Origin of the sequence: Plantactinospora mayteni (assembly GCF_016862935.1) — a bacterium.
Lineage (GTDB): Bacteria > Actinomycetota > Actinomycetes > Mycobacteriales > Micromonosporaceae > Plantactinospora > Plantactinospora mayteni.
In genome coordinates this window covers 102771-127473 of sequence record NZ_BONX01000053.1, presented here as the reverse complement: position 1 = coordinate 127473, position 24703 = coordinate 102771, and the positions used below count along the sequence as shown (strand labels likewise).

The window sequence follows — 24703 nt, the reverse complement described above, 5'->3', positions numbered from 1 at the left end:
GATGCCCCAGAATGCCAAGCCCGCCGCGACGCCCCTGCTGCGGCGCCCGTCCGTGATCGTCGGCGCGCTCCTGGTGGCGCTGCTGGCCGCGATCGCCGCGACCACCAAGGTGGTCGGCACCGACGAGGCGGCGTCCGCCGGAGGTGCAGACCGCTTCGATGCCACCGAGTACGCCACCCAGCGCTACGACTCCGACGTCGTACCCGCGATCGAGAAGGGCGCGGTCGACGTCACGGAACTGCTGACGGCGATCGCGGCCGACCCGCAGGCGGCCGGTGAGCGGTACGGGCACCGCGACGGCCCGAACGCGCGGTACGCGTTCGCGGCCTCGGGCACCGGCGTGGCGGAGAAGGTCTCGGGCACGTTGCTGCCACTGCGGATCGAGGGTATGCCCGAGGACGTGCAGGTCAGCATCCAGATCGGTCCGGCGATCAACGGCACCGCGCTGCGGGACGCCACCGGGCTGATCACCTTCGACCAGTTCCTCAACCAGCTGGAGTACGCCGACGCCTCGACCGAGCTCAACAACCAGGTCAAGGCGAAGGTGCTGGCTGGCGTGGACGGCGCGGCTGCCGAGGGTAAGCGGGTGTCCTTCGTCGGCGCGTTCACGTACGGCAGCAACCCCAAGCTGATCCAGGTGACCCCGGTACGCCTGGAGGTGGCGCCGTGACGCGGGCACCCGTCGCGCCGGTGGTCATGCGGGCGCGCGAGGTCACCAAGGCATACGGCGGCGTCCACGCCCTCAAGGGTGTCGACTTCAGCGTCCGGGCCGGCGCGGTGACGGCGCTGTTCGGCGAGAACGGCGCGGGCAAGTCCACCCTGATGAAGATCCTGGCCGGGGTGGAGACACCGTCGAACGGGGCGGTCGAGTTGGACGGCGAACCGGTCGCGTTCCGGTCGGCGGCGGACGCGGTGGCGCACGGCGTCGCGATCATCCACCAGGAACTCAACCTGTGCCCCAACCTCAGCGTCACCGACAACGTCTTCCTGGGGCGGGAACGTACCGGCTGGGGCGGACTGCTCAGCGCCCGCGGCCAGCGGCGGACCACGGCCGCGCTGCTGGCCCGTCTGGAGGAGCCGATCGACCCGGACACCCTGGTCGGCGACCTGCGCCTGGGGCAGCAGCAGATCGTGGAGATCGCCCGAGCCATCTCGCTGGACACCCGGGTGCTCATCATGGACGAGCCGACCTCCGCGCTGAGCGCGTCCGAGGTCGAGGTGCTCTTCCGGGTGATCCACGACCTGACCGGCAACGGCGTGGCGATCGTCTACATCTCCCACCACCTGGAGGAGGCACTGGAGATCGCCGACGACGTGGCCGTGCTCCGCGACGGCGCGCTGGTCGCCGCCGGCCGCGCCGACGAGGTGGACCTCGGCTGGATCGTCGCGAACATGGTCGGGCGCAACCCCGACGACCTGTATCCCCGGCTGACCGCCCCGGCGGGCGAGCCGCTGCTGGAGATCGAAGGCGTGAGCGTCGTCGACCCAACCAACCCGGCCCGCCTCGCCGTCGACGACCTGAGCCTCACCGTCCGCGCCGGCGAAGTCGTCTGCCTGTACGGACTGATGGGCGCGGGCCGCACCGAACTGCTGGAGGCACTCGCCGGCCGGTCGCCGATGCGGGCCGGGACGGTGCGGGTCGGCGGCCACGACGTCACCTCGACGAGCATCGCCGAGCGCATCGCCCTCGGACTGGTACTGGTGCCCGAAGATCGCCAGCGCGACGGCCTGGTGCAGACCATGTCGGTGGGAGACAACCTCTCGTTGGCGGCGATCGGGCGGCTCCTGGCCGGACCGTTCATCGCAGGTCGCCGGGAGGGCGACGCGATCGCCCGCACGATCTCCAGCGTCACGGTCAAGGCCGCCGGACCGGCAGCGGCGATCACCTCGCTGTCCGGCGGCAACCAGCAGAAGGTCGTCCTCGGCAAGGCGTTGCTCACCGAGCCGCGGGTCCTGCTGCTGGACGAACCGACCCGGGGCATCGACGTCGGCGCCAAGGCCGACATCTTCGCGCTGATGGCCGAGCAGGCCCGCCAGGGTGTCGCGGTGCTCTTCGCCACCTCGGAGCTTGGTGAGGCGCTGAACGCGGCCACCCGGGTGCTGGTGATGTACCGGGGTCGGGCGGTACAGGTCCTGGACCCGGCGACAACCAGCAAGGAAGAGCTCATGGCGGCCTCCGGCGAGGCAGAGCCGCCCGCACCCGCGAACGGAGCCATTGCATGAGCGGCACGAGCACACACCCCGACACCCGCGCGGAGCGGCGCAGCACGGCGGCCGGCGCCGATGCTCCCGGTCCCGCGCCACGACCGGCCTGGATCCGGCGTCTCGGTGACGCGGCACTGGAACTGCGTGCGTTCATCGCGCTCGCGGTGATCATCGTGACTTTCGCGGCGCTCTCCGACACGTACCTGACCAGCAGCAACCTGATCACGATGACCCGGCACGTGGCGATCAACGCGATCCTCGCGCTGGGCATGCTGCTGGTCATCCTGACCGGCGGCATCGACCTGTCGGTCGGATCGATCGTCGGGCTCTCCGGGATCGTCGCCGGCGTCCTGTTGCAGGGCTGGCAGATCAACTCCTTCGACGTCGTCCTCTACCCGCAGGTGTGGGCGGTGATCGTCATCTCCCTCGCGGTCGGCATGCTGGTCGGCGCGCTCAACGGACTGCTCATCTCGCGGTTCAGGCTGGCGCCGTTCATCGCCACGCTCGGCATGCTCTACGTGGCCCGCGGCATCGCGTTGCTGATCTCCAACGGCGCCACTTTCCCCCGCCTGGAAGGCAGTCCCGAACTGGGCAACACCGGCTTCGGGTTCCTCGGCAGCGGCCGGATCCTGGGCATCCCCACCTCGATCTGGATCATGGTGCTGCTGGCCGCGCTGGCCACCGTACTGATCCGCCGGATGCCGTTCGGGCGCTGGCTCTACAGCGTCGGCGGCAACGAGCGGGCCGCCGAGCTGTCCGGCGTGCCGATCCGCAGGGTCAAGCTGTGGGTCTACATGCTGTCCGGCTTCTGCGCCGCGATGGTCGGCCTGATCATCGCCTCGGAGCTGACCTCGGCCGCGCCGCAGACCGGGGAGACCTTCGAACTCAACGCCATCGCCGCCGTGGTGATCGGCGGCGCGTCCCTGGCCGGCGGCCGGGGCACCGTACGTGGCGCGCTGGTCGGCGCCTTCGTCATCGGATTCCTCTCCGACGGCCTGGTGATGGTCGGCGTCTCGACGTTCTGGCAGATCGTGATCAAAGGCGCGGTGATCATCTTCGCCGTGCTGCTGGACCAGGGCCAGCAGCGCCTCAAGCGCTCGTCGGCGGCGACCGCGGCCACGAGCCGGGCCCCCGCACCGCCGTCAACGGCATCCCACCCCCGAGAGACACCCCACTAAGGAGTAACCGATGTTCCGTCCCAACGCATCGAAACCCGCATCGAAACCCGCGTCGAGAGTCGCCACGCTGCTGGTCGCCGGGGCGCTCGCGCTGACGGCGTGCTCCAGCGGGGACACCGAACCCGCCGCCGGCACCGCCGACGGCAAGGCCGGCGGCCTGATCGCCATCATCACCCCCTCGCACGACAACCCGTTCTTCAAGGCCGAGGCCGACGCGGCGGAGGCCAAGGCCAAGGCGCTCGGCTACACCACCACCTCGACCTCGCACGACGACGACCCGAACAAGCAGTCCGAGCTGATCGACTCGGCGATCACCGCCGGAGCGAAGGCGATCGTCCTGGACAACGCCGGTGCCGACGCCTCCATCGGCCCGATCCGCAAGGCGGTCGACGCCGGTGTCAAGGTCTTCCTGATCGACCGGGAGATCAACCAGACCGGCGTGGCCACCGCGCAGATCGTGGCCAACAACTCCCAGGGCGCGTCGTTGGTGGCCGAGGAGTTCGTCAAGGCCATGGGCAGCGCCGGCAGCTACGTCGAGCTGACCGGCAAGGCATCCGACACCAATGCCGGGGTGCGGTCCAGTGCCTTCGCGAGCGTTATCTCGCAGTACCCGAACCTGACGGTGGCCGCCAAGGAGACCGCCAACTGGGACCAGCAGGAGGCCTTCACCAAGATCGAGACAATTCTCCAGAAGAACAAGGGCATCAAGGGCATCATCGCCGGCAACGACACCATGGCCCTCGGCGCCGTGGCCGCGGTCAAGGCGGCCGGGCTCGGCGGCAAGGTGATCGTCGCCGGATTCGACGGTAGCCCGGACGCCGTCGCCGCGATCAAGTCGGGTGACCTGCTCGCTACCGGCCTCCAGCCGGCCGTGCTCATCGCGGAGACCGCGGTGACCCAGGCCGACGAGGTGATCCGCACCGGCAAGGCCACGAAGTCCGAGAAGCAGTCGATCGACTGCGTGCTGATCAACAAGGACAACGCGAACTCCTACACCCTGTTCGCGCTCAAGTAACCGCCGTACCCGAGCGGGGGCGCCGGACACAATCTTGCGCCCCCACCGGGTTCTGGTACGCTCGAATTGAATCACATTTCGGAGTTGAATAAATATGCCTAGTGAGCCGAAGTTCGGTGCCGGACTGTGGCACTTCGCCAGCTACGTCGACCGGTACGCCGTCGACGGCTACGGACCCGCCATCACGACCCTGGACGCGATCGCCCGCGCCGGCGAGGTCGGAGAACTCTCCGTGGTCGACCTCAACTACCCCTTCACCCCCGGTGTGGGCCTGTCCGAGGTCAAGGACGCGCTCGCCGCCGCCGGCCTCGCCGCGATCGGCATCACCCCGGAGATCTACCTGCGCCGGTTCCGACGGGGCGCGTTCACCAATCCCGATCCGGCCGTCCGCGCCGCCGCCCTCGACCTGATGCACGAGGCCGCCGGTGTGGTCCGCGAGCTCGGCGCCGACTACGTCAAGATCTGGCCCGGTCAGGACGGCTGGGACTATCCGTTCCAGGTCAACCACCGGGAACTGTGGGCGCTCGCCGTCAACGGCATGCGCGAGCTCGCCGGCGCCCATCCCGACCTGCGGTTCGCCATCGAGTACAAGCCGCGCGAGCCGCGGGTACACATGACCTGGGACTCCGCCGCGCGCTCGCTGCTCGGCGTGCAGCAGATCGGGCTGGACAACGTCGGCGTCCTGCTCGACTTCGGCCACTCCCTCTACGGCGGCGAATCGCCGGCCGACGCCGCGCAGTTGCTCATCGACCACGGCCGGCTCTTCGGCATGGACGTCAACGACAACCTGCGCGGCTGGGACGACGACCTGGTCGTCGGCACGGTCCACCTCACCGAGATCTTCGAGTTCTTCTACACCCTGCGGATCAACGACTGGGAAGGCGTCTGGCAGCTCGACCAGTTCCCCTTCCGGGAGGACAGCGTCGAGGCGGCCCGACTCTCCATCCGGTTCCTCAAGGCCGTCCACCGGGGCCTGGACCTGCTCGACATCCCCGCCCTGCGCGAGGCGCAACACCGCCAGGACGCGCTGGGCGCGCAGCGGCTGGTGCAGGACGCCCTGCTGAGTTCGATGGCGGTGGACAGGTGAGCGCCGGGCCGATCGCCGCGCCCGGCACCACCTCCACGGCCACGTCCACGGCCACCTCCACGGCCGTCGCCGACGCCGCAGGCACGTCCCTGCCGGTCCTCGGCCGTATCGATGTGGAGGCCGGCAGGGAGGCGATCGTCGCGCACATCCGCGACGGCGCGCGACTGATTCGGCGCCGCGACATCGCCATGATCCACTCGGCCGGACTCGGCCACGTCGGCGGCGAGTTCTCCGTCATCGACGTGCTCGCCACGCTCTACCTGCACGTCCTGGACATCTCCGCCGATCGGCTCGACGACCCCGAGCGCGACCGGCTCATCCTGTCCAAGGGCCACGCGGCCGGTGCCCTCTACGCGACGCTGGCCGCCGCCGGGCTGCTCGACCCCGCCGCACTCGACACGTTCATGCAGCCGCTGTCCAAGCTCAACGGGCATCCCGATCGCAAGAAGGTGCCTGGGGTGGAAGCCAACACCGGCCCGCTCGGGCACGGCCTGCCGATCGCGGTGGGTACCGCCCTGGCGGGCAAGCTCGACGGGTCGCGTCGGCGTACGTTCGTCGTCCTCGGCGATGGTGAGTTGCAGGAAGGCTCCAACTGGGAGGCGTTGATGGCCGGCGCCCACCACCGGTTGGAACACCTCACCGCCATCGTCGACCGCAACCGGCTGCAACAGGGCGCCCGGGTCGCCGAGACCAACGACCTGGAATCCCTGGCCGAGAAGACGCGCGCGTTCGGCTGGCACACGCTGGAGGTCGACGGGCACGACCACGGCGCGCTGCTCGACGTCCTCACCCGTACGCCGGTCGCCGGCAAGCCCACCTTCGTCATCGCGCACACCGTCAAAGGCCACCCCGTCTCCTTCATGAGCGACAACGTCGCCTGGCACCACAAGGTGCCCGACGCCGACCAGGTGGCCGCAGCCCTCGCCGAGTTGGAGACCCCGTGAGCACCGGCACCACCGACCAGGTCCTGCACGACTGCCGCGACGCGTACGCCGCGACGCTGATCGAGCTGGCCCAGGCCGACCCACGGGTGGTCGCGGTCGTCAACGACTCCGTCGGCTCCAGCAAGCTCGGCGAGTTCAGGAACCGCTTCCCCGACCGGCTGATCAACGTCGGCATCGCCGAACAGGACATGGTCGGCGTCGCCGCCGGGCTCGCCAACGGCGGGAAGATCCCGTTCGTGTCGGCCGCCTCCTGCTTCCTGACTGCCCGTGCGCTGGAGCAGATCAAGGTCGACGCCGCCTACTCCAACCACAATCTCAAGCTGTGCGGCATGAGCCCCGGCATGGCATACGGCGAACTGGGACCCACCCACCACTCCATCGAAGACCTGGCCTGGCTGCGGGCCATCCCGAACCTCACCGTGATCGTGCCCAGCGATCCCGACGAGACCGCGCAAGCCATCCGATGGGCGGCCAGCCATCCGGGGCCGGTCTTCGTGCGGGTCAGCCGGATGGGCGTACCCGAGGTCAACCCCACCGGGTACCGCTTCGAGGCCGGCCGGGCGGCCCTGCTCCGCGACGGCACCGACGTCACCATCATCGCCAACGGCACCGTGGTGGCCCCCGCGCTGGACGCCGCTCACGACCTCGCCGACCTCGGCATCCAAGCCCGCGTGCTGTCCATGCCCACGGTCAAGCCCCTCGACGTCGACGCCGTGGTCGCCGCCGCCCGCGAGACCGGCGCCATCGTCACCGTCGAGGAGGCACTCACCACCGGCGGGCTCGGCGGAGCGGTCGCCGAGACCGTCGTGCAGCACCACCCCGTCCCGGTCCGCTTCGTCGGCGTACCCGACGTCTTCGCGCCGACCGGCTCGGCCCGGTGGCTGCTGGAGCACTTCCGCATCTCCCCCGGCGGCATCGTCGACGCCGCGCGCTTGGCGCTGGGTCGCTGAGGTCGCCACGGCGCGCGGGGCGGAGACAGTACCAACCCGCGCGCCGCGCGCTGGCGCTACCATCGGGAGTAGGAATACTTAGCCAACCACGAAGAACTACGCGGAGGCGTGACCAGGCAGTGGTCGACGACAGCAGCATCGGCGCGACGCGACGGTCGGCGTACACCGACGACCAGATCCGCCTCGTGGCCAAGGTCGCCCGCATGTACCACGAGCGCAACATGCGGCAGACCACCATCGCCGACGAACTGCACATTTCCCAGGCCCGCGTGTCCCGCCTGCTCAAACGCGCCACTGACATCGGCATCGTCCGCACCATCGTGTCCCTGCCCGTCGGCGTGCACACCGATCTTGAGGAAGCGCTCGAAAGAAGGTACGGGCTGCGCGAAGCGGTCGTGGTCGAGGCGTCCGGCACCGACGACCTGCTTCCGGCCCTCGGCGCCGCGGCAGCCGACTACCTGGAGACGACCCTCACCGGCGGCGACAACGTCGGCATCTCCTCGTGGAGCGCCAGCCTCCTCGCCGCCGTCGAACGGATGCGGCCGGCCCGCACCCGCGTCGTCGACCAGGTCGTCCAGATCGTCGGCGGGGTCGGCAACCCCCGTGTGCAGGTCCGCGCCAACCGCCTCATCAGCGGGTTCGCCGCGATGACCGGAGCCGAACCGCTCTTCATGCCCGCACCCGCCATGCTCGGCACCGAGGCCGCCCGCGACACCCTGCTCCAGGACCACACCGTGGCCGAGGTCATCCGGACCTGGCCGAAACTGACCATGGCGCTCGTCGGGATCGGCAGCCTCGACCCCTCGCCGCTACTCCGGGAGAGCGGCAACGCGATCGCCGACCCCGACCGGGAGGCGCTCCGAGCCGGTGGCGCGATCGGCGACGTCTGCCTCCGCTTCTTCGACGTCAACGGGCAAGCCGTACGCACCCCACTCGACGACCGGATCCTCGGCATCAGCCCGGAGGAACTCCAGGCCATCCCGAGACGGATCGCTGTGGCCGGCGGACCAGAAAAGACCGCCGCCATCCGCGGCGCACTGCTCGGAAAACGCGCCAACGTGCTCATCACCGACCACGCCGTCGCTACCCAACTCCTCGACGCCGGCTGACCGACTACGCCATTCGGTCTAGAGCGCGTCTGACGGATCATGGTGACTTGCGGTCGCGTTTCGCTCGGAGCCAGACGAGGATCGAGGCGATGGTGACCGTTACCTCGTAACGGCTTTTCAACTTGTCGTAGCGGGTCGCGACCGCCCGGAACTGCTTGAGTCGGTTGAAGGCACGCTCGACCTGGTTTCGGTCCTTGTATCGTTCCGCGTTGAAGTTCGGAGGCCGGCCGCCTCGGGAACCCTTACGGGCGCGGCTGGCTCGCACATCCTTCCGCTCCGGGATCGTGTGCGGGATACCCCTGGCGCGTAGCGACCGCCGGTTGGCCTTGGAACCGTACGCTTTGTCGGCGGTGAGGTGATCCAGTCTCTTGCGGTGTCGTCCCACCCGGCCGGGTCTGGGCACCGCGACCGCGTCGACCAGCGCCACCAGCTCTTTGGTGTCGGCCGCCTGGCCGGGCGTGACCCGCTTGACCAGGGCTCGGCCCCGGCCTTCGGCCAGCAGGTGCACCTTGGTGGTCAGCCCGCCTCGTGACCTGCCGAGGCCCTGGACCGTGCGGGAGTCCTGCGCGGTGAGCCCCCTTTGCGAGCGCCAGCGGCGTGTTGGTGGGCACGAACGATGGTGGAATCGATCTGCCCGCGCCAGTCCAGGTCACCAGCGGCGTCGGCCTCGGCCTGCAGGTGTTGCAGGATTCGGTCCCAGGTGCCGTCGGCTTCCCACTGCGCGAACCGGTGGTAGCAGGTCTTGTAGGGGCCGACCGGTCCGGGACCTGGTGCCACTTCGCGCCGTTGTCGATCCGCCACAGGATCCCGTTGAGCACCTGACGGTGATCGCGCCATCGGCCACCCCGCTGAGGTGCCATGGAAGGCAGCAACGGCTCCAGCCGAGCCCACTCGTCATCAGTCAGATCACCAGCCACGCCCAGCACAACGACCGAGAAGATCCGTCAGATGCGCTCCAGGTGGCCGGCGAGGACGGCGCCGAGGGCTACATGCAGTCGCATCACGTCGACTACTTCCTCGGCGCCGGAATGAGCACGCCGCCCCGGCCGAACATCACGTACCCGGTGAGGTGACGGCGGCATGACGCTCCGCGGCGTCCGCGGTCGGCGTCAGCACCGTCCGGAGGGTCCCGCACGCCGTGCGGGACCCTCTCGGTGGCGGGGATGCGAGACCATCGACCGATGGAGGTATTCCGATGAAACGGGTACTCGCACCGACCGTCGTCGTCGCCGTCCTCATGGCGCTCGCGCCTGCCGCCGCCGGACAGGCCCACCCCGGACAATCTGGGCCCGGCCTGCCCTGGGGGGCGTGCGCCGACATCCCCGACTCCCGCCTGGAGTGCGCCGACCTGGCCGTGCCGCGCGACTACCGGGCCCCGCAAGGCAAGACGATCACCATCGCCGTCTCCCGGCTCAAGGCGGCCGACCCCGGTAAGCGTCGGGGGATCATGCTGCTCAACCCGGGCGGTCCGGGTGGCAGCGGCCTGGCTCTGCCGCTGTACCTGGCCGCTACCCTGCCCACCGACGTTCTCGACCGCTACGACCTGATCGGGTTCGACCCGCGGGGCGTCGGCCGCAGCACGCCGATCAGTTGCGGCATTCCGGAGACCACACCGATCGACCTGCCCCTGCCGTACCCGGCACCGGACGGCACGATCGACCGGAACATCGCCTACGCCCGAGCCACCGCGCAGAGCTGCGCCGCAACCGTCGGCGACCTGCTTCCGCACATCACCACCGCCAACACCGCGCGCGACATGGACCGCATCCGCGCCGCGCTCGGGGAGCCGAAGATCTCATACCTCGGGTACTCCTACGGCTCGTACCTGGGCGCGGTCTACGTCTCGCTGTTCCCGCAGCGTACCGACCGGATCGTGCTGGACAGCGCGGTCGACCCAACCCAGGTCTGGTACGACGTCTGGCGCAGTTGGGGTGAGGCGGTCGCGCTGCGGTTGCCCGACTTCACCAAGTGGGCCGCGGCCCGCGACGACGTCTACCACCTCGGCGCCACGCCGGGCGAGGTCGAACGCACCTACTACCAAACCGCCGAGCGGCTGGACCGCTCGCCGGTCGAGCTGCCCGGGTTCACCGTCAACGGCAACGTCTTCCGCGAACAGACCCGCGGCGCGCTCTACGACGACCGGACATTCGGTGATCTCGCGGAGTTCTGGCAGGCGTTCGCCGACCCGACCGGCTCGCCCAGCACCGAGACCGTCACCCCGACCAGGCTCGCCGAGCCGGCAGTGGACAACGCCGTCGCCGTGCTGTACGCGATCGTCTGCGGCGACGTGAGCTGGTCGCGGGACACGGGCCGGTACGCGCGCAACTCCGCCGCCAGCCGCCGCGCCCACCCGGCGACGGCCGGCATGCCGGCCAACGTCTGGCCGTGCGCGTTCTGGCCGCACCGACCGGTCGAGCCGCCCGTCACGGTGACCGACCGGGGCCCGCGCAACGTGCTGATCCTGCAAAACCTGCGCGACCCGGCAACATCCTGGCGCAACGGTTACGGCCTGCGCCAAGCCCTCGGCGACCGGGCCGCGTTCATCACCGTCGACGCCGGTGGCCACGGCATCTACGGCATCCGGTCCGGGCCGTGCACCGACGCCATCACCACCACATTCCTGGTCAGCGGTCGGCTTCCAGCCCAGGACCGGTTCTGTCCGGGCCCGTCGCCGGAGGACGTACCGGCCGCCGGAGCCCGGTCCGCCGCACCCGGCTGGCGCCCCGGCCCCTGGCTGTGACAGCGTTTGAAACCTCAGCACGGACGACGCCGCCGCCGACTCGGGCTCCGGCAGATGAGTGGAACGCCGCCAGCGTTCAGCACTCGAACCGACCAACCGCGACCAGACCCGGGTCAGCTGTATGCGGTCAAGGGTGGATACCGGCCGGTGAGGAGGAAGGCGCCGAGTTCCCGGGCCTTGTACACGACGGGATCGTGCAGGGTGAGCGTGCGGGCGTCGCGCCAGAACCGGTCGAGGCCGGCCCTGCGGGTCGTTGCGCGTGCGCCGGTGAACTCGAAGATCCGGCTCGTCGCCTCGGCCGCCAGCCGGGTGGACACGACTTTCGCGGCGGAGACGGTCAGCGCCGCCCGGCCGCGCTCGGTCGAGGTCAGGGCGAGACCGCGGCTGTCGGCCTCGGCGAGGGCGCGGGTCGCGTCGTCGGCCAGCAGGCGGGCCGCACCCAGGGTCGCGGCGAGTTCCCCGTAACCCGCGAGGACGTACGGGTCGTCGACGGCCTGCTCCAGTCCGCTCGCGGGCCACGGGCGCGAACTCTCGCGCGTGTACCTGGCGGCCTCGTCGATCGCGCCGGCTGCGATGCCGACGAGTACCTGCGTGAGCGTCGCCTGGAAGGCCAGCGACACGAGGGACAGGCGCAGGCGGCGAGGGCTGGACTCCTCTTCGTCGGCTGGAAACGTGCCCAGCACGTCGCCTCGGACGAGCCGGACGTCGTCGAAGGCGATGCTTCCGCTCGCCGTCAGCCGCTGGCCCAGGTTGTCCCAGTCCGGCGGGTGCGAGACTCCGCCGCCGGCACCGGGTGTGACGACGACCAGGCGCGCCGTGTGGTCGTCACGGATCGCGCTCACGAGCAGGCGGTCCGCGACCGCGCAGCCGGTGGCGAACGCGCCCCGGCCGGACACGGTGAGCCCGTCGCCGGTCATGGTCGCCGTGATGGTGTCGCGTTGGTTGCTGACGGCAGCCACGAACACCCGACCGGTGGCGGCCTCCTGACGCAGCGAGGTCGCCAGCTCGGTGTTGTCGTAGAGCGAGGCCCGCCACAGATGAAGGTAGTGATAGCCGAGGAGGTGACCGATCGAGGCGTCGGTGGCCGCCACGATTCGAGTGACGGCGTGTGTGCTCGGGTGGTCGTCGGGGTCGAGGGCGAGCAGGCCGCTGTCGCGGAGCAGCTCGATCTCGGCCTGCGGTGGCCGGTTGGCGTGGTCCCGCTCGACGGCGTCCGCGCGGAGCCGCTCGGCGATGGAGTGGGCGGTGGTGATCGCCTCTGCCGGGTTCATGACACACCTGCCGGTTCGAGTGTGGGACGACGGAGCATGCGGTCCGCGAGGAGCACGATCGGCGGCAGCAACAGGCATTGGGCGGCGATGGCCAGCCAGAATCCGGGAAGGTTCCCAGCGGACTCGAACAGGTGGTAGAGGCCACCACCCGCGATACCGCTGAGGAACGCGCCGGCGCCTTCTGCGAGCCGCTGCTGACCGAAGACGACCGTGGGAGATCTCTTCGTACGGGCGAGCGCCTCGAGGACGTTCTTGAGGAAGAGCACCGAGTTGCCCGCACCGATGGCGAGGATTCCGACGGCGATCGCGATCTCGTTCCCACCGATGAACGCGAGCATGCCGACGGCTTGGCCGCCGAAGCCGAGGGCCATCGCGTGCGGGTACCGCATCCGCTCGACCCATTTGGAGATCAGCGGCTGGATCACGGCCAGGATCAGCGAATAGGCCATCATCGCCGACCCGTAGAACACGGGCGGCACCCGGCCCTGCGCGTACGACGACAGGTACTGGTAGAAGTGCATGTGCAGGTAGAGGGTCAGGGCGGTCACGGCGAACGGCAGTACCGCCGTGCCGTGCAGCGCCCGGCGCAGCGGCTCGACCACCTGCTGGTCGTCCCGCTGTTCCTTTGGCAGGTGGGCGTGCCCGATCGTCATCGCCACGTGCAGCGCGGTGGCGACGGCGAACATCGCGGCCGGGTCGTGGATGAACAGCGCGCCCGCCACCGGCCCGAGCGCGATGCCGACCTTGCCCGTGGCATAGCTCGCGGAGACCAGCCGTGGCCGCTCGTCCGGGGTCGCGCCGAGAACCGTATAGCCTCGAACGCTGGGCGAGTAGACCGCCGAGGCCGCCGATCGCAGGAACAGCGCGGCGATCGTCAGCGCCGGCCAGGCGCCGCCGGCGAGGAAGCCCAGCGAGCCGAGCGTCTGTAGCAGCATCGCGGCCAGCAGGCACCGCTGGAGGCCGAGTCGCTCGGCGAGGGCCGCGCCCGGCAGCCCGCCGGCGAACTGCACGAACGTCGCGAGCCCGAGGATGACACCCACCTGGTCCATGCCCAGCTCCATCCGGTCGCGGAGCAGGATCGCCAGGTACGGGTACACGGAGAAGTTGATCAGGTTGACGAGGAACCCGCTTCCGAGCAGCGCGAGTTGCACCCGGGTGAACGAGCGAATGCCTGTCACGCCCTGGTTCCCCGGACGATCAGTCGGGTGGCCTCCCCGTCGTACGGCCCGCCGTCGAAGTTGCCGAAGCACTGGACCTTCTCGAACCCGGCCCGGCTGAACATGTCCTTCAACTCGGCAGCACTGTAGACCCAGCAGGTGAGCGCGGTGTGCTCGGCCGTGTTCCCGCGGACCAGCGTCCAGTCGGTGCGATAGCGGGTCCAGTCGTCCAGGATCGTGTCGCGCATGACCACCATGCCGCCGGGCACGTCGACGATCTTCGGTGGCCCCACCCAGGAGGCGTAGATCTCCTTGCTCAGGAGATCCACGATCAACTCCCCACCGGGTACCAGCGAGCGGTAGGCGTTGCGCAAGACCTGGACGTTGTCGTCGTGCTCGTCGAAGTACCCGAACGACGTGTACATGTTCAGCACCACGTCGAACGCGTCCGGTGACACATACTCGCGCACGTCCGCGCGGACGAACGACCCCTCGGACTCGGCCTCGGCTCGTTCGAGCAGCTCGCGATGGATGTCCACACCGGTCACCCGGTGGCCCCGGCGAGCCAGCGGCGCCGAGAAGAAGCCGACACCGCAGCACTGGTCGAGCACGCGGCTTCCCGGCGGGAACGCCAGCAGCGGCGAGGTGGCCACCAGGTCGGCGGCGTGTCGCGCCCGCTCGGCGGAGAAGAGCACGTCCGAGAAACCGGACCACAGGGACAGATCCTCGTACCAGCTCATTGTGACCTCCCGTCCTGCGGTGTCCCGCGTCCTGTCAACATGTCGCATCGACGACCGGAAAAGTTCCTCAGGACGGCACGACGCCCAGACCGGGTGCGTCGCCCAACACGATCCGGCCGTCCTGGAGACCGAGCCCCCGGAACGGCGGCTCCCGCAGGTACAGGTGGCCGTCGAGGTCGATGTGGTCGGCCAGCGGTGCGAGCTGCGCGGCCTGGCTGATGGCGAGCTCCGATTCGCACATACAGCTGATCATGGTCCCGAGGCCGGCCCGTCGACCGGCCTCCATCACCCGCCGGGCGCCGCGGATCCCGCCGGCCTTGCACAGCTTCACCACCAAGCCGTCGGCGTACGACCCGGCGGCCAGCACGCTCGCCTCGTCGGTGCACCCCTCGTCGAGGAAGACCGGCAGCCGGTCGGGCACCTCCCGGTAGCGGCGGTAGTCGTCGATCGCGGTCACCGGGAACGGCTGCTCGATCAACTGGATGCCGAGCCGCCGCAGGCGAGGGGTGAGCGCCTGGGCGGTCGCCAGGTCCCACGCCTCGTTGGCGTCGATCCGGACCGGCAGCGCGGTCACCGCCCGGATCGCTTCGAGGGACTCGATGTCGCCGGGGCCGCCGACCTTCACCTTGAAGGCGCCCACCGCCGGCGCGTTCCGGACCGCGCTCGCCGCCTCCTCGGGGCCGGCCATCGAGATCGTGTAGACGGTCGGCCCGAGCGTCCGGGCCGCCCCGGACAGCTTCCAGGTCGGCTGCCCGGCGGCCTTGCCGATCCAGTCGTGTACGGCGCCGTCGAGTGCCATCCGGGCGCCCGCCGGTGCGTCCCACCGGTCGATCCGGTCGAGGACGGCCTCCGGGTCCCGCAGATCCCGTCCGAGTACCGCCGCTCCCCCGGCTTCGACGGCCGTCACGACGTCGTCCGCGGTGACGCCGTCGTACCCGGTCGGTGTGCCTTCGCCGTAGGCGGTGATTCCGTCGTGCGTCAGGGTGACCGTGCAGGTCCCAACGGAGTCGATCTCGCCCCGAGAGCTTCGCACCACCTCGACGAGCCGCAGCGTCTCGCGGCGGACGGACAGTTCCATGGGCGGATCCTCCCGATCGTGCGGCTCGCCGGAACCAGACCGGGCCTGGTGGCGACTGTTGGACACGGCGGACGTCAACGGCGGCGGATGGAGTGGTGATGGAGTGGTTCGAGGACGAGGCGCTGTGGACCGGGTTCACGGAGGTGATGTTCTCCGCCGAGCGTGCCGCCGAGGCCGAGGCGCGGGTGGCCGCGTCTCCGCTGCTGCGCCTGCCGGCCGGGGCCGCCGTACTGGACCTGGGGTGCGGGCCGGGGACGTACTCGATTCCGCTGGCCCGCCGGGGCGCCACGGTAACCGGCGTGGACCTCAGCGCGGCGCTGCTCGATCGGGCCGCGACGGACGCCGACGCCGCCGGCGTCGGCGTCCGGCTCGTCCGGGCGGACATGCGTGAGTTCGTCGAGCCGGACCGGTACGACCTCGCGATCAGCATGTACACGTCGTTCGGGTTGTTCGCCGACCACGACCAGAACATGCGGGTGCTGCGCAACGTGCTGACCAGTCTCAAGCCCGGCGGCCGGATGCTCGTCGACCTGTACGGCAAGGAGATCGCGGCCCGGGATGGCCACGAACCGAAGGTCGTCGACGTCGACGGCGGCACCCTGCTCGTGCGCGGCACGGTCCTCGACGACTGGACCCGGTTCCGGGACGACTTCCTCCTGGTCCGGGACGGTCGGGCACGCACGGCCGTCATCGAGCACACGCTCTACAGCGCCGCCGAACTCAAGGCGATGCTCCGGGAGGCGGGCTTCGCCGACGTCGACTGCTTCGGCGGCTTCGACGCGGAGCCGTTCGACAACCACGCCCGGCGGCTGATCGTGCGCGGCCGACGTGGCGAGGGGCTGTCTCGTGGATCTCGGTGGAGCGAGGCGGAGCCCAGGCGGTGATCCGGCAAGGCGGAGGTTCGTCCGGATGCCGGTGTTGTTTCCGGGCGAACCTCCAACGCCGCCGGGCGCCGTCTGGGCCCGCCGCAGCCCGCCAGAGATCCGCGAGACAGCCTCTAGCACGACGGCCGGGTGTGGAGGTGGACGGCGCCCGCCGCGGCGACGGCACGGTGCGTGGCGATCTCCGCGGTCGGGCCTTCGGCGAGCACGATGCCCGCGTAGCCACGCCCGTCGGTGACGTACGCGACTCGGGTGCCGATCGCCTTGGTCGGATACCAGCACGGCCGGCCCGGATAGCGGTCGAGGTCGTCGACCCCGTGCACGGCGACGAGTTCACCGGCCCGGTCCGGGTAGGCCAGGACGAACGCCACCGCCGGACCGCCGGGCAGGGCGGCGTCGAGCAGGCGGGGGCGGCGGCCGAGCGCGAGGTCGACGAGGCCGGCGTAGACGTTGACCCCGAGTGCGCGGCACATCGACTCACCGACCAGCGCGCCGCCGATCCGGGGGTTCACCTCGATCAACTGCGGCCCGTCGGTGGTCATGGCGATTTCGATGTGGGCGAACCGGTCGGTGTACCCGAGGACCGCCAGTACCTCGCCGAGCCACACCTCGATCTCGCGGAGTTCGCCGGGTGGCAGCGCCACGGGGAACGCCGTCACGTCCTCCCGGAACCAGGGCTGGGCCGACATGAGGCGGCTCGACAGGCCCAGCAGCCGGGTCTGCCCGGCCCAGGTCACGGTCTCGGCGCTGTAGACGGGTCCGGCCAGGAACGGCTCGGCGAACAGGCTCCCGAACAACGCCGCGTCGGCGGCCTCGCGGCGGAGTCGGACGAGGTCCTCGGCGTCGCGGACGAGCCACACGTTCGCGCTGCTCGTGCCGGCCGTGTCCTTGACGACGGCGGGCAGCCCGACGGCCGACGCGAGCCGATCGAGGCTCAGCGTGGCCGCGTCGTCCACCGGGAAGGGCAGGACCCGGCTCAGGCTCTTCTGGTGCAGCAGCTCGCGGACGCGGGCCTTGTCGCGTACCAGCCGGATCACCGTCGGGTCGATGCCGGGCAGACCGAACTCGGCGGCGAGTTCGGCGCCGGTCACTCCCCAGGTGTCCGTCGAGCTGATCAGGCCGTGCAGGTCGTCGATCGCGTGCAGGGCTTCGGTGACCGCCTGCCGGTCGTGCGTGTCGACCGGTACGACGTCGATCGTGCCGGGCGGCAGCGTGGCCAGTTCGTGGAGGTAGAGCGGCTCGACACCGGTCAGCAGCGCCAGCCGCTCGCCCGAGGAGTGGGCGGCCCTGGCGAGGTGGGCGAGGCCGAAGGAGAGCATCTCGAGGCACGCAATGGTCACGGTGAATATGTCGGGCGGGCGGGCCGGAAAGTTCCCGTCGGATCGGCGTCCACTGTAGATCTCGATCGTGCACAGGGCCGGCCACGGGACCTGGCGACCAGGATTCAGAACCTGGCCCGGCGTATCGCGGTGACGTACCGGCCGGAACTAACCCGGCCGTGGGTGCGACCTACCCGAGGGGCCAGCACATCGACGGAGATGGCTGGCCTCGCACACCCGCCGCCCTGCCGCCCCGCCCCGCGGCACGACACGAGGGACGACCGCCCATGCCGTTCATGGTCCCGCCCGACGTCTCCGCGACCGTCCACGGTCATGTCACCGACGCCGTCAGAGCGCCCAGCCTCATCCGCCTGTCGGAGAACATGGTGCTCGTCCGGTTCGAGACACTGAAGATCTACGCCGCTCTCGGCGCGGTCCGGGCGCTGCTCGCCGACGGCACCGTGCGGCCGGGAGACACCGTCATCGACAGTTCGAGCGGCATCTACGCACTGGCTCTGGCCATGGTCTGTCACCGCTACGATCTCCGCTGTCACATCGTCGCCTCGACCACCGTGACACCGACGATCCGGTCACAGCTCGAGATCCTCGGTGCGACGGTGGACCAGATGCCGGCCGAGTCCGACCTGCGCCTCGATCAGGACCGCAGGGTCGCGCGGATCCGCCAGTTGCTGCGCGCCAACCCCGGCATGCACTGGATGCGCCAGTACCACGACCCCATCCACTACCTCGGGTACGCCGAACTGGCCGGCCTGGTGCACATCGCGCTGCCCGACAGGCCCCTGACCGTGGTGGCCAGCGTCGGCACCGGGGCGTCGAGCGCCGGCCTGATCCAGCCGCTACGCCGGCACGATCCGTCGGCCAGGCTGGTCGGGGTCCAGCCGTTCGGCAGCGTCAGCTTCGGCAGCGAACGCTTCCAGGACCCCGAGGCCATCATCGCCGGCATCGGCAGTGCCATCCCCTTCGACAACGTCCGCCCCGACCTCTACGACCAGTTGCACTGGCTGACGTTCCACTACGCCATGGCCGGCGCGATCGACCTGATGCGTGCGCACGCCGTCTTCGCCGGCCTGTCCACCGGTGCGGCGTTCCTGGTAGCGGCGTGGGAGGCGCAGCGTCACCCCGGACGCGAGCATCTCGTCATCGGCGCCGACACCGGGCACCGATACGTGGACAGGGTCTTCACCCGGCACCGGGATGCGCTGGACCGGGCCGCGCTGAAACCCGCCGAGATCGGCACCCTCGGAGATCTGGCGCCACCGTGGTCGACCATGGCCTGGGACCAGCGAACCCACCCGGAACACCCCGGGCCCCGCCTCCCCGCGTCACGACCCTCTCCGCGGACATGCCCGGCACCCGGTCTCATGACCGACGGGTGCTGAGAGATCGCCAGCTCGGGCGGCGCAGATGCAAGCCGAGAGCGGTCAGGACCTTCCCGCACCACACCGATCCGCTGGTGGTCGGCCGGGCGCTCTCGTCCACGGAAGAGCGGAGCGCTACCGTGGCACGGTGACCCGGAACCGCCTGCTCCGCGCCGCCGCCGCCCTCCTCGTCGCGGCGCTCGTCGTCGTCTCGCCGGCCAGCCCGGCCCAGGCGCACACCGAGCTGAGCCGGACCTCGCCAGCGGCCCGGAGCACGGTCGCCGAGCCGGTGACCGCCGTGACGCTGACCTTCAGCGGACTGATCAAGAAACCTGGCACCAGTGTGCTGGTGACCGGTCCGGACGAGGTCTCCTACAGCGACGCCGACCCGCAGGTGTTGGACAAGACCATCACGCAGAAGGTGAAGCCGCTGCCGGTCGGTACCATCACGGTCACCTGGCGCACCGTCTCCACCGACGGCCACACGATCAAGGGCGACTTCACCTTCACCAACAGGTTCGCACCTCCCACCCCGACCGCCGAACCCACGCCGACAACCGACCCGACACCGACGGCAGTTCCCACGACGCCGCCGGCCCAGTCGCCCGCCGCAGGCGCCACCGGGAGCGACGACGGGACATCCCCGGCGATCTGGTGGGCGGTGAGCTTGGGCGGGCTGCTCGTGCTCGCTCTCCTCGGCGGTCTGCTGCTGCGTCGCCGGAGATCAACCGACACCTGATGCCAGCACCCGTCCGAAGGAGCGGCAGCTCGTAGCCGAGGTGCGAGGTCACCGGAAACCGGTGCGGTCAACGGGCGGTCCGGGCCTCCTCGGTGTCGCGGGCGCGTCGACGCAGTCGCCGACCCACCGCCACCACCAGCGGCGGGAGCAGGATGCACTGGGCGGCCACGGCCAACCAGAACCCCGAGAGCTGCCCCACCCCCTCGAAGAGTCCGTACACGCTGCCGCCGACGACGCCGCTGAGGAAGGAACCGACCCCGACGGCCAGCCGCTGCTGACCGAAGACGACCGTCGCGGACCGCTTCGAGCCCGCCAACGCCATCAGGTCGTTCTTGAGGAAGAGCACCGCGTTGCCGACGCTGATCGCCGCGACTCCGGCCCCGATCGTAAACATGTTTCCACCGGCGAGCGCGACCATTCCCGTGGCCAGGAAGCCGAAACCGATCGCCATCGCCGACGGATGGCTCATCCGCTCGACCCGTTGCGCCACGAGGGGCTGCACGAGGACCAGCCCGAGGGAGTACCCCATCATCGCCACGCCGTAGAACAGCGCGGGTACTCGACCCTCCGCGTAGCTGGAGAGGTACTGGTAGAACTGCATGTAGAGATAGATCGACAGGGCGGTGACGACGAACGGCAGCACCGCGAGGCCATGCAACATCCGGTGATACGGCTCGACGGGCGGGGCGTCGGAGAGCATCCGTTCCCTGGGCAGGAAGAAGTGCCAGACCCCGAGGATGGCGTAGACCACCGTGACCACCGCGAACATGCTGCCCGGATGCTGGATGAGCAGGGCGCCCAGCACCGGCCCGAGGGCGACGCCCAGGTTGCTGGCGGCGTTGCCCGCGGAGACCAGCCGGGGCCGCTGCTGCGGGTCGGCTCCGTGTACCAGATAGCTGCGGTACGCCGGTGAATACAGCGAACCTCCGCTGGAGATGAGGAACAGTCCCGCGATGGTGAACGCCGGGCTTGTCGCTCCGAGGAGGAAGGCGCCGCCGCCGAGGCCGTAGAGGACCATGGCACCGCGCAGCGAGCGTTGCAGCCCGATCCGCTCGGCCAGCGCCGCGCTGAGCGGTGCACTGGCGAACTGCACCAGCGTGGCGACCCCGAGTACGGCCCCGACCTGCGCCATCCCGACGCCCGTCCGGTCGCGCAGCAGGACAGCCAGGTACGGGTAGACCGAGAATGAGCCGACGTTGACCAGGAGACCGCCCAGCAGCAACGCGAGTTGGGCGCCAGTGAAGGGGGTACCCCGCAACGGCAGCAGTCGGCGGCGCGCGGCCGGCCCGGTCCGGGAAGAGGTCGAGGCCGTCATCAGCCGAAGGGTATCCGCGCCGTGGCCGAGGCCGCTTCGCCGGGGCGACGGCCTGGTTCCTCGTACCAGCACTGGCCGGCCCCGCGAAATCTGACCAACGGACTGGAACCAATTGCCGATCAACGACGACCAGTAGTAGAACGATTGGCCAGATCCGGAGGAAAGACATATGCGCAAGTCGGCATCACCCGGCGTACGACGCTGGGCGGCGGCACTGGCGGTCGTCGCGGCGGCCGTGCTCGCCACGACGGCCTGCGGCGGAACCGACGACACCTCGGGGGCCGCAGCCAGCCCGGCCCCGTCGGCGACCACCGACAGCAGCACGTTCACGGTGCGCGACCCGTGGATCAAGGCGGCCGACGAAGGCATGACCGCCGCCTTCGGCACCCTGGTCAACAACACCGACACCGATGTCACAGTGGTCGGCGTGACGACCAGCGTCTCCCCGATGGAACTCCACGAGATGACCATGAAGGACGGCAAGATGGTCATGCAGCCCAAGGCCGGCGGACTCACCGTCAAGGCCGGCGGCACGCACCTGCTGGAGCCCGGCGGCGACCACCTGATGCTGATGGAGCTGAACAAGCCGGTCCGGGCCGGCGACGAACTGACCTTCACGCTCACCTTCGCCGACGGGAAGACCGCTCAGTTCGCCGCGGTCGCGAAGCCGTTCACCGGTGCCGAGGAGAGCTACGACCCGAGTTCGAGCATGCCGACCAGCTCCAGCCCGGGGACGCACCCGAGCCCGGCGCCGTGACCGGCGGAGCCAAGGCGCGCCCGGTGAGCCGGCGACACCTGCTCACCGGCGGCGCCCTGACCGTCGGCGGCGCGGTTGCCGGGGCGGCGGCGGGTATCGCCGCGACCGCGTCCGACCGGGGGCCGTCCGCGCCGGTCGTCGCCGACCCGGCCGGCGCGACCGCCGTGGGTACGGACGTGGAGCCGTTCCACGGCCGCAGGCAGGCCGGTATCGCCACCGACCCGCAGGCGCATGCCGCGTTCGTGGCCTTCAGCCTGCACAGCGGGACCGACCGGGCGGCGCTGGGCCGGCTGATGCGGCTGCTCACCGACGACGCGGCTCGGCTGACGCAGGGCCGGGCGCCGCTGGCCGACACCGAACCCGAACTCGCCGTCCTACCGGCCCGGCTCACCATCACGTTCGGATTCGGTCCCGGCCTGTACGTGGCGGCGGGGCGGGACGAGCGGCGCCCCGCCTCGGTCGCCGAGCTGCCCGCCTTCGAGATCGACCGGCTGCGACCGGCCTGGTCCGGCGGTGATCTGCTGCTACAGATCTGCGCCGACGATCCGCTGACGGTCACGCACGCCCAGCGGATGCTCGTCAAGGATGCCCGGCCGTTCGCCTCCGTCCGCTGGGTGCAGCGGGGCTTCCGGCGCAGCCGGGGCGCCCAGGCCGCCGCGCACACCCAGCGCAACGTGCTGGGTCAGCTCGACGGTACCGCCAATCCCTGGCCCGACAGCGCCGCGTTCGAGCAGGCCGTCTGGATCGCCGACGGCCCGGACTGGCTGCGCGACGGCAGCACCCTGGTCCTGCGGCGCATCCGGGCCGAGTTGGAGACCTGGGACAGGCTGGGCCGGGCCGACAAGGAACTCGCGGTCGGCCGGCGCCTCGACACCGGCGCGCCGTTGAGCGGGCAGCGGGAGCACGACGAGCCCGACTTCTCGGCGCTGAACGAGGGTGGCCTGCCGGTCATCCCCGACTTCGCGCACATGACCCGGGCGCGGGTCAGCGACGACCGACTGAAGATCCTGCGCCGACCGTACAACTACGACGGGGTTCCGGACGCGGCCGGGCGGGCCGACAGCGGGCTGATCTTCGCCGCCTACCAGGCTGACATCGACCGGCAGTACCTGCCGATCCAGCGACGGCTCGCCGAGCGGGACCTGCTCAACGAGTGGATCACCCCGATCGGCTCCGCGGTCTTCGCCATCCCGCCCGGCTGCGAGCCCGGTGGCTGGATCGGCGAACAGGTACTCGGATGACCGGCACGGTGCCGAGGAAGAACCAGGAAGGACGACCGGTGCGACGACCTTGCCCGGCGCGACCGGCGGCACGAGCGGGCACGGTGCCGAGGAAGAACCAGGAAGGACGGCCGGTGCGACACATCGGACTGAGGCTGGCGACGCTGGCCCTACTCGGTGTCACCGCCGCCGGGGTGGGCGGACTACTGGCCGCCCGCCCGGCGTCGGCGCACGCCCAACTGCTGGGCAGCGATCCCCGGGCGGACTCGACCGTGACGACCCCGCTCGACGAGATCACGCTCAGCTTCAACGAGCTGATCCGGGGCAACTTCAGCACCGTCGTGCTCACCGCCCCGGACGGGACGCGGCACGGTGCGGGCCAGCCACGGGCGGTGGACAAGCGGGTCCACCTGCCGGTCCAGCCGGTGCGGTCCGGGAACTACCGGGTCGCCTACCGGGTGGTCTCCGCCGACGGGCACCCCATCGAGGGGCAGTTCCGGTTCACCGTCGCGCTGCCGCCGGCGCTTGAGCCGGCGCCGGTCTCCGCCGGCCCGAACCCGCCGTCGACCTCCGGCGCTGCGCCGGCGCCGCCCACCGCTGGTGTGGCGAGCGGCGACAGCGCTGCCGGGGCGGGGCCGTGGTGGGCCGGCGCCGCCGTGGTCGGTGCCACGCTCGTCGCGGCCGTGCTCGTGCTGGTACGCCGACGTCGCCGAGTGGCGGCTCGGTAAGCCTCGGCCGGAGTTCGTCGGGCAGCCCCAGGGCCAGCCCTATCGGGCCGCGTCGGCGAGCAGTTTCAGCGCCAACTGCTGGAGTTCCGGCCCGGCCTGCTCCGGGTTGCCGGTGTCGTAGGGCGGCTGTGGGTCGTACTCGACGGCGAGTTGCAGCGCCTGGGCGACCCGCTCGTCGGCCAGCCGGGCGGCGAGCCGCAGGGCCATGTCGATCCCGGCGGACACCCCGGCCGCGGTAATGATCTTGCCGGTCTGCACCACCCGTTCCGGCACGACGACGGCACCGAACTGCGACTCCAGATAACCCCGCGACGCCCAGTACGTGGTGGCGGGCAGGCCCCGGAGCAGACCGGCGGCACCGAGCAGCAGCGCGCCGGTGCACACCGAGGTCGTCCAGGTGGTACGCCGGTGGATCCGGCGGATCCAGTCCATCGTCTCGGCGTCCGCCATGGCCGCGAGGACGCCCCGGTCACCGGCACCGGGCACCACCAGTACGTCGACCTCCGGTACCTGCCGCAGCGACCGGTCGGCGGTCAGCGCGAGCACCTGCGTGTCGGTGCGTACCGGACCGGTCCGCTTGGCAACCGTCACCACCGAGGCGTTCGGCACCCGGCACAGCACCTCGTACGGTCCGACGACGTCCAACGCGGTGAACCCGTCGTAGAGCAGGATCGCGATCCGCAGTCGCCGCTCCGGGCGGGACCCGTCGTCCCGGTCTCCGGCCGTGGCGGGCGCGGCCAGGGCGGCACCGAGCCCCACCCCCGCACCGCCGGCCACGGCGGCCCGCAGGATCGCCCGCCGACCCTGGTCCAACTCTGCCATCGAAGACTCCTCTCGAACACCGGTCAGCGGTACCGCTCGAACAGCGGTCAGCGGTACCGGACGTGCCGC

23 protein-coding genes and 1 pseudogene are annotated in these 24703 nt (G+C 70.8%); 16 read left to right on the top strand and 8 right to left on the bottom strand.

What is annotated here, in order from left to right; translation table 11 throughout:
• Position 1 precedes the first annotated feature (1 nt).
• The 8 genes from Pma05_RS34870 to Pma05_RS34835 all read left to right on the top strand — a co-directional run bounded on the left by Pma05_RS34870 (position 2) and on the right by Pma05_RS34835 (position 8488).
• On the top strand, positions 2 to 670 hold the full coding sequence (locus Pma05_RS34870) for a DUF2291 family protein (RefSeq protein WP_203861774.1): 669 nt from the start codon (positions 2 to 4) through the stop codon (positions 668 to 670).
• A complete protein-coding gene (locus Pma05_RS34865; protein ID WP_203861773.1) occupies positions 667 to 2223 on the top strand; it encodes a sugar ABC transporter ATP-binding protein in 1557 nt (518 codons plus the stop codon). Before Pma05_RS34870 ends, Pma05_RS34865 begins: the two co-directional genes overlap by 4 nt.
• Positions 2220 to 3383, top strand: a complete 1164-nt coding sequence (locus Pma05_RS34860) for an ABC transporter permease (RefSeq protein ID WP_203861772.1) — start codon at positions 2220 to 2222, stop codon at positions 3381 to 3383. Before Pma05_RS34865 ends, Pma05_RS34860 begins: the two co-directional genes overlap by 4 nt.
• Positions 3384 to 3393: 10 nt before the next feature.
• A complete protein-coding gene (locus tag Pma05_RS34855) occupies positions 3394 to 4398 on the top strand; it encodes a D-ribose ABC transporter substrate-binding protein (RefSeq protein WP_203861771.1) in 1005 nt (334 codons plus the stop codon).
• A 94-nt stretch (positions 4399 to 4492) separates the two neighbouring features.
• On the top strand, positions 4493 to 5485 hold the full coding sequence (locus Pma05_RS34850; protein ID WP_203861770.1) for a TIM barrel protein: 993 nt from the start codon (positions 4493 to 4495) through the stop codon (positions 5483 to 5485).
• Positions 5482 to 6429: a transketolase gene (locus Pma05_RS34845; protein WP_239313729.1), complete on the top strand. Its 948-nt coding sequence runs from the start codon at positions 5482 to 5484 to the stop codon at positions 6427 to 6429. Before Pma05_RS34850 ends, Pma05_RS34845 begins: the two co-directional genes overlap by 4 nt.
• The gene (locus Pma05_RS34840; RefSeq protein ID WP_239313726.1) at positions 6426 to 7379 is read left to right on the top strand and encodes a transketolase family protein; all 954 of its coding nucleotides are present in this window, start codon (positions 6426 to 6428) and stop codon (positions 7377 to 7379) included. Before Pma05_RS34845 ends, Pma05_RS34840 begins: the two co-directional genes overlap by 4 nt.
• A 119-nt stretch (positions 7380 to 7498) precedes the next feature.
• Entirely contained in the window at positions 7499 to 8488 is a 990-nt protein-coding gene (locus Pma05_RS34835; protein ID WP_239313724.1) for a sugar-binding transcriptional regulator, read from the top strand.
• A gap of 37 nt (positions 8489 to 8525) precedes the next feature.
• Here the strand turns inward: Pma05_RS34835 and Pma05_RS34830 are convergent.
• Positions 8526 to 9348, bottom strand: a pseudogene (locus Pma05_RS34830) (IS5 family transposase).
• Between Pma05_RS34830 and Pma05_RS34825 the strand changes: the two are divergent.
• Both Pma05_RS34825 and Pma05_RS34820 read left to right on the top strand, forming a co-directional pair.
• Positions 9313 to 9561, top strand: coding sequence for a hypothetical protein (locus Pma05_RS34825; protein ID WP_203861807.1), 249 nt, complete (start codon positions 9313 to 9315; stop codon positions 9559 to 9561). The pseudogene Pma05_RS34830 and the gene Pma05_RS34825 overlap by 36 nt on opposite strands.
• Before the next feature lie 122 nt (positions 9562 to 9683).
• Entirely contained in the window at positions 9684 to 11228 is a 1545-nt protein-coding gene (locus Pma05_RS34820; RefSeq protein ID WP_203861769.1) for an alpha/beta hydrolase, read from the top strand.
• Between the two features lie 113 nt (positions 11229 to 11341).
• On the opposite strand, the gene Pma05_RS34815 is transcribed toward Pma05_RS34820, so the two are convergent.
• The 4 genes from Pma05_RS34815 to Pma05_RS34800 form a co-directional block, all read right to left on the bottom strand.
• Complete coding sequence (locus tag Pma05_RS34815; protein WP_203861768.1) at positions 11342 to 12499, bottom strand: acyl-CoA dehydrogenase family protein; 1158 nt, start codon at positions 12497 to 12499, stop codon at positions 11342 to 11344.
• Positions 12496 to 13677, bottom strand: coding sequence for an MFS transporter (locus Pma05_RS34810; RefSeq protein ID WP_203861767.1), 1182 nt, complete (start codon positions 13675 to 13677; stop codon positions 12496 to 12498). Before Pma05_RS34810 ends, Pma05_RS34815 begins: the two co-directional genes overlap by 4 nt.
• On the bottom strand, positions 13674 to 14396 hold the full coding sequence (locus Pma05_RS34805; RefSeq protein ID WP_203861766.1) for a class I SAM-dependent methyltransferase: 723 nt from the start codon (positions 14394 to 14396) through the stop codon (positions 13674 to 13676). The genes Pma05_RS34810 and Pma05_RS34805 overlap by 4 nt, the downstream gene beginning before the upstream one ends.
• A gap of 67 nt (positions 14397 to 14463) precedes the next feature.
• Positions 14464 to 15474: an enolase C-terminal domain-like protein gene (locus Pma05_RS34800; protein WP_203861765.1), complete on the bottom strand. Its 1011-nt coding sequence runs from the start codon at positions 15472 to 15474 to the stop codon at positions 14464 to 14466.
• A gap of 98 nt (positions 15475 to 15572) precedes the next feature.
• On the opposite strand from Pma05_RS34800, the gene Pma05_RS34795 reads away from it, so the two are divergent.
• Entirely contained in the window at positions 15573 to 16358 is a 786-nt protein-coding gene (locus Pma05_RS34795) for a class I SAM-dependent methyltransferase (RefSeq protein WP_203861764.1), read from the top strand.
• A gap of 113 nt (positions 16359 to 16471) precedes the next feature.
• Here Pma05_RS34795 and Pma05_RS34790 read toward each other — a convergent pair whose 3' ends face one another.
• Positions 16472 to 17695 carry an ATP-grasp domain-containing protein gene (locus Pma05_RS34790; protein WP_203861763.1) on the bottom strand — a complete coding sequence of 408 codons (1224 nt, stop codon included), beginning with the start codon at positions 17693 to 17695 and terminating at the stop codon, positions 16472 to 16474.
• A 266-nt stretch (positions 17696 to 17961) separates the two neighbouring features.
• On the opposite strand from Pma05_RS34790, the gene Pma05_RS34785 reads away from it, so the two are divergent.
• Entirely contained in the window at positions 17962 to 19074 is a 1113-nt protein-coding gene (locus tag Pma05_RS34785) for a pyridoxal-phosphate dependent enzyme (RefSeq protein WP_239313722.1), read from the top strand.
• A 127-nt stretch (positions 19075 to 19201) separates the two neighbouring features.
• Complete coding sequence (locus Pma05_RS34780; protein WP_203861762.1) at positions 19202 to 19792, top strand: copper resistance CopC family protein; 591 nt, start codon at positions 19202 to 19204, stop codon at positions 19790 to 19792.
• Between the two features lie 67 nt (positions 19793 to 19859).
• Here Pma05_RS34780 and Pma05_RS34775 read toward each other — a convergent pair whose 3' ends face one another.
• A complete protein-coding gene (locus Pma05_RS34775; protein WP_203861761.1) occupies positions 19860 to 21107 on the bottom strand; it encodes an MFS transporter in 1248 nt (415 codons plus the stop codon).
• A 169-nt stretch (positions 21108 to 21276) separates the two neighbouring features.
• Between Pma05_RS34775 and Pma05_RS34770 the strand changes: the two genes are divergently transcribed.
• The 3 genes from Pma05_RS34770 to Pma05_RS34760 all read left to right on the top strand — a co-directional run bounded on the left by Pma05_RS34770 (position 21277) and on the right by Pma05_RS34760 (position 23812).
• A complete protein-coding gene (locus Pma05_RS34770; RefSeq protein WP_203861760.1) occupies positions 21277 to 21864 on the top strand; it encodes a copper chaperone PCu(A)C in 588 nt (195 codons plus the stop codon).
• 23 nt (positions 21865 to 21887) lie between these two features.
• On the top strand, positions 21888 to 23105 hold the full coding sequence (locus Pma05_RS34765; protein WP_203861759.1) for a Dyp-type peroxidase: 1218 nt from the start codon (positions 21888 to 21890) through the stop codon (positions 23103 to 23105).
• Between the two features lie 113 nt (positions 23106 to 23218).
• Positions 23219 to 23812, top strand: a complete 594-nt coding sequence (locus tag Pma05_RS34760) for a copper resistance CopC family protein (protein ID WP_203861758.1) — start codon at positions 23219 to 23221, stop codon at positions 23810 to 23812.
• 39 nt (positions 23813 to 23851) lie between these two features.
• Here the strand turns inward: Pma05_RS34760 and Pma05_RS34755 are convergent, their stop codons facing one another.
• Entirely contained in the window at positions 23852 to 24634 is a 783-nt protein-coding gene (locus tag Pma05_RS34755; protein ID WP_239313720.1) for a DJ-1/PfpI family protein, read from the bottom strand.
• Between the last annotated feature and the right edge of the window lie 69 nt (positions 24635 to 24703).

Excerpts from the sequence above, each read along its gene's own strand:
- Pma05_RS34795 (WP_203861764.1), top strand. The coding sequence starts at position 15,573 with ATGGAGTGGTTCGAGGACGAGGCGCTGTGGACCGGGTTCACGGAGGTG.
- Pma05_RS34855 (WP_203861771.1), top strand. The coding sequence starts at position 3,394 with ATGTTCCGTCCCAACGCATCGAAACCCGCATCGAAACCCGCGTCGAGA.
- Pma05_RS34770 (WP_203861760.1), top strand. The coding sequence starts at position 21,277 with ATGCGCAAGTCGGCATCACCCGGCGTACGACGCTGGGCGGCGGCACTG.
- Pma05_RS34755 (WP_239313720.1), bottom strand. The coding sequence starts at position 24,634 with ATGGCAGAGTTGGACCAGGGTCGGCGGGCGATCCTGCGGGCCGCCGTG.
- Pma05_RS34775 (WP_203861761.1), bottom strand. The coding sequence starts at position 21,107 with ATGACGGCCTCGACCTCTTCCCGGACCGGGCCGGCCGCGCGCCGCCGA.
- Pma05_RS34870 (WP_203861774.1), top strand. The coding sequence starts at position 2 with ATGCCCCAGAATGCCAAGCCCGCCGCGACGCCCCTGCTGCGGCGCCCG.
- Pma05_RS34850 (WP_203861770.1), top strand. The coding sequence starts at position 4,493 with ATGCCTAGTGAGCCGAAGTTCGGTGCCGGACTGTGGCACTTCGCCAGC.
- Pma05_RS34805 (WP_203861766.1), bottom strand. The coding sequence starts at position 14,396 with ATGAGCTGGTACGAGGATCTGTCCCTGTGGTCCGGTTTCTCGGACGTG.
- Pma05_RS34785 (WP_239313722.1), top strand. The coding sequence starts at position 17,962 with ATGCCGTTCATGGTCCCGCCCGACGTCTCCGCGACCGTCCACGGTCAT.
- Pma05_RS34800 (WP_203861765.1), bottom strand. The coding sequence starts at position 15,474 with ATGGAACTGTCCGTCCGCCGCGAGACGCTGCGGCTCGTCGAGGTGGTG.
- Pma05_RS34820 (WP_203861769.1), top strand. The coding sequence starts at position 9,684 with ATGAAACGGGTACTCGCACCGACCGTCGTCGTCGCCGTCCTCATGGCG.
- Pma05_RS34815 (WP_203861768.1), bottom strand. The coding sequence starts at position 12,499 with ATGAACCCGGCAGAGGCGATCACCACCGCCCACTCCATCGCCGAGCGG.
- Pma05_RS34860 (WP_203861772.1), top strand. The coding sequence starts at position 2,220 with ATGAGCGGCACGAGCACACACCCCGACACCCGCGCGGAGCGGCGCAGC.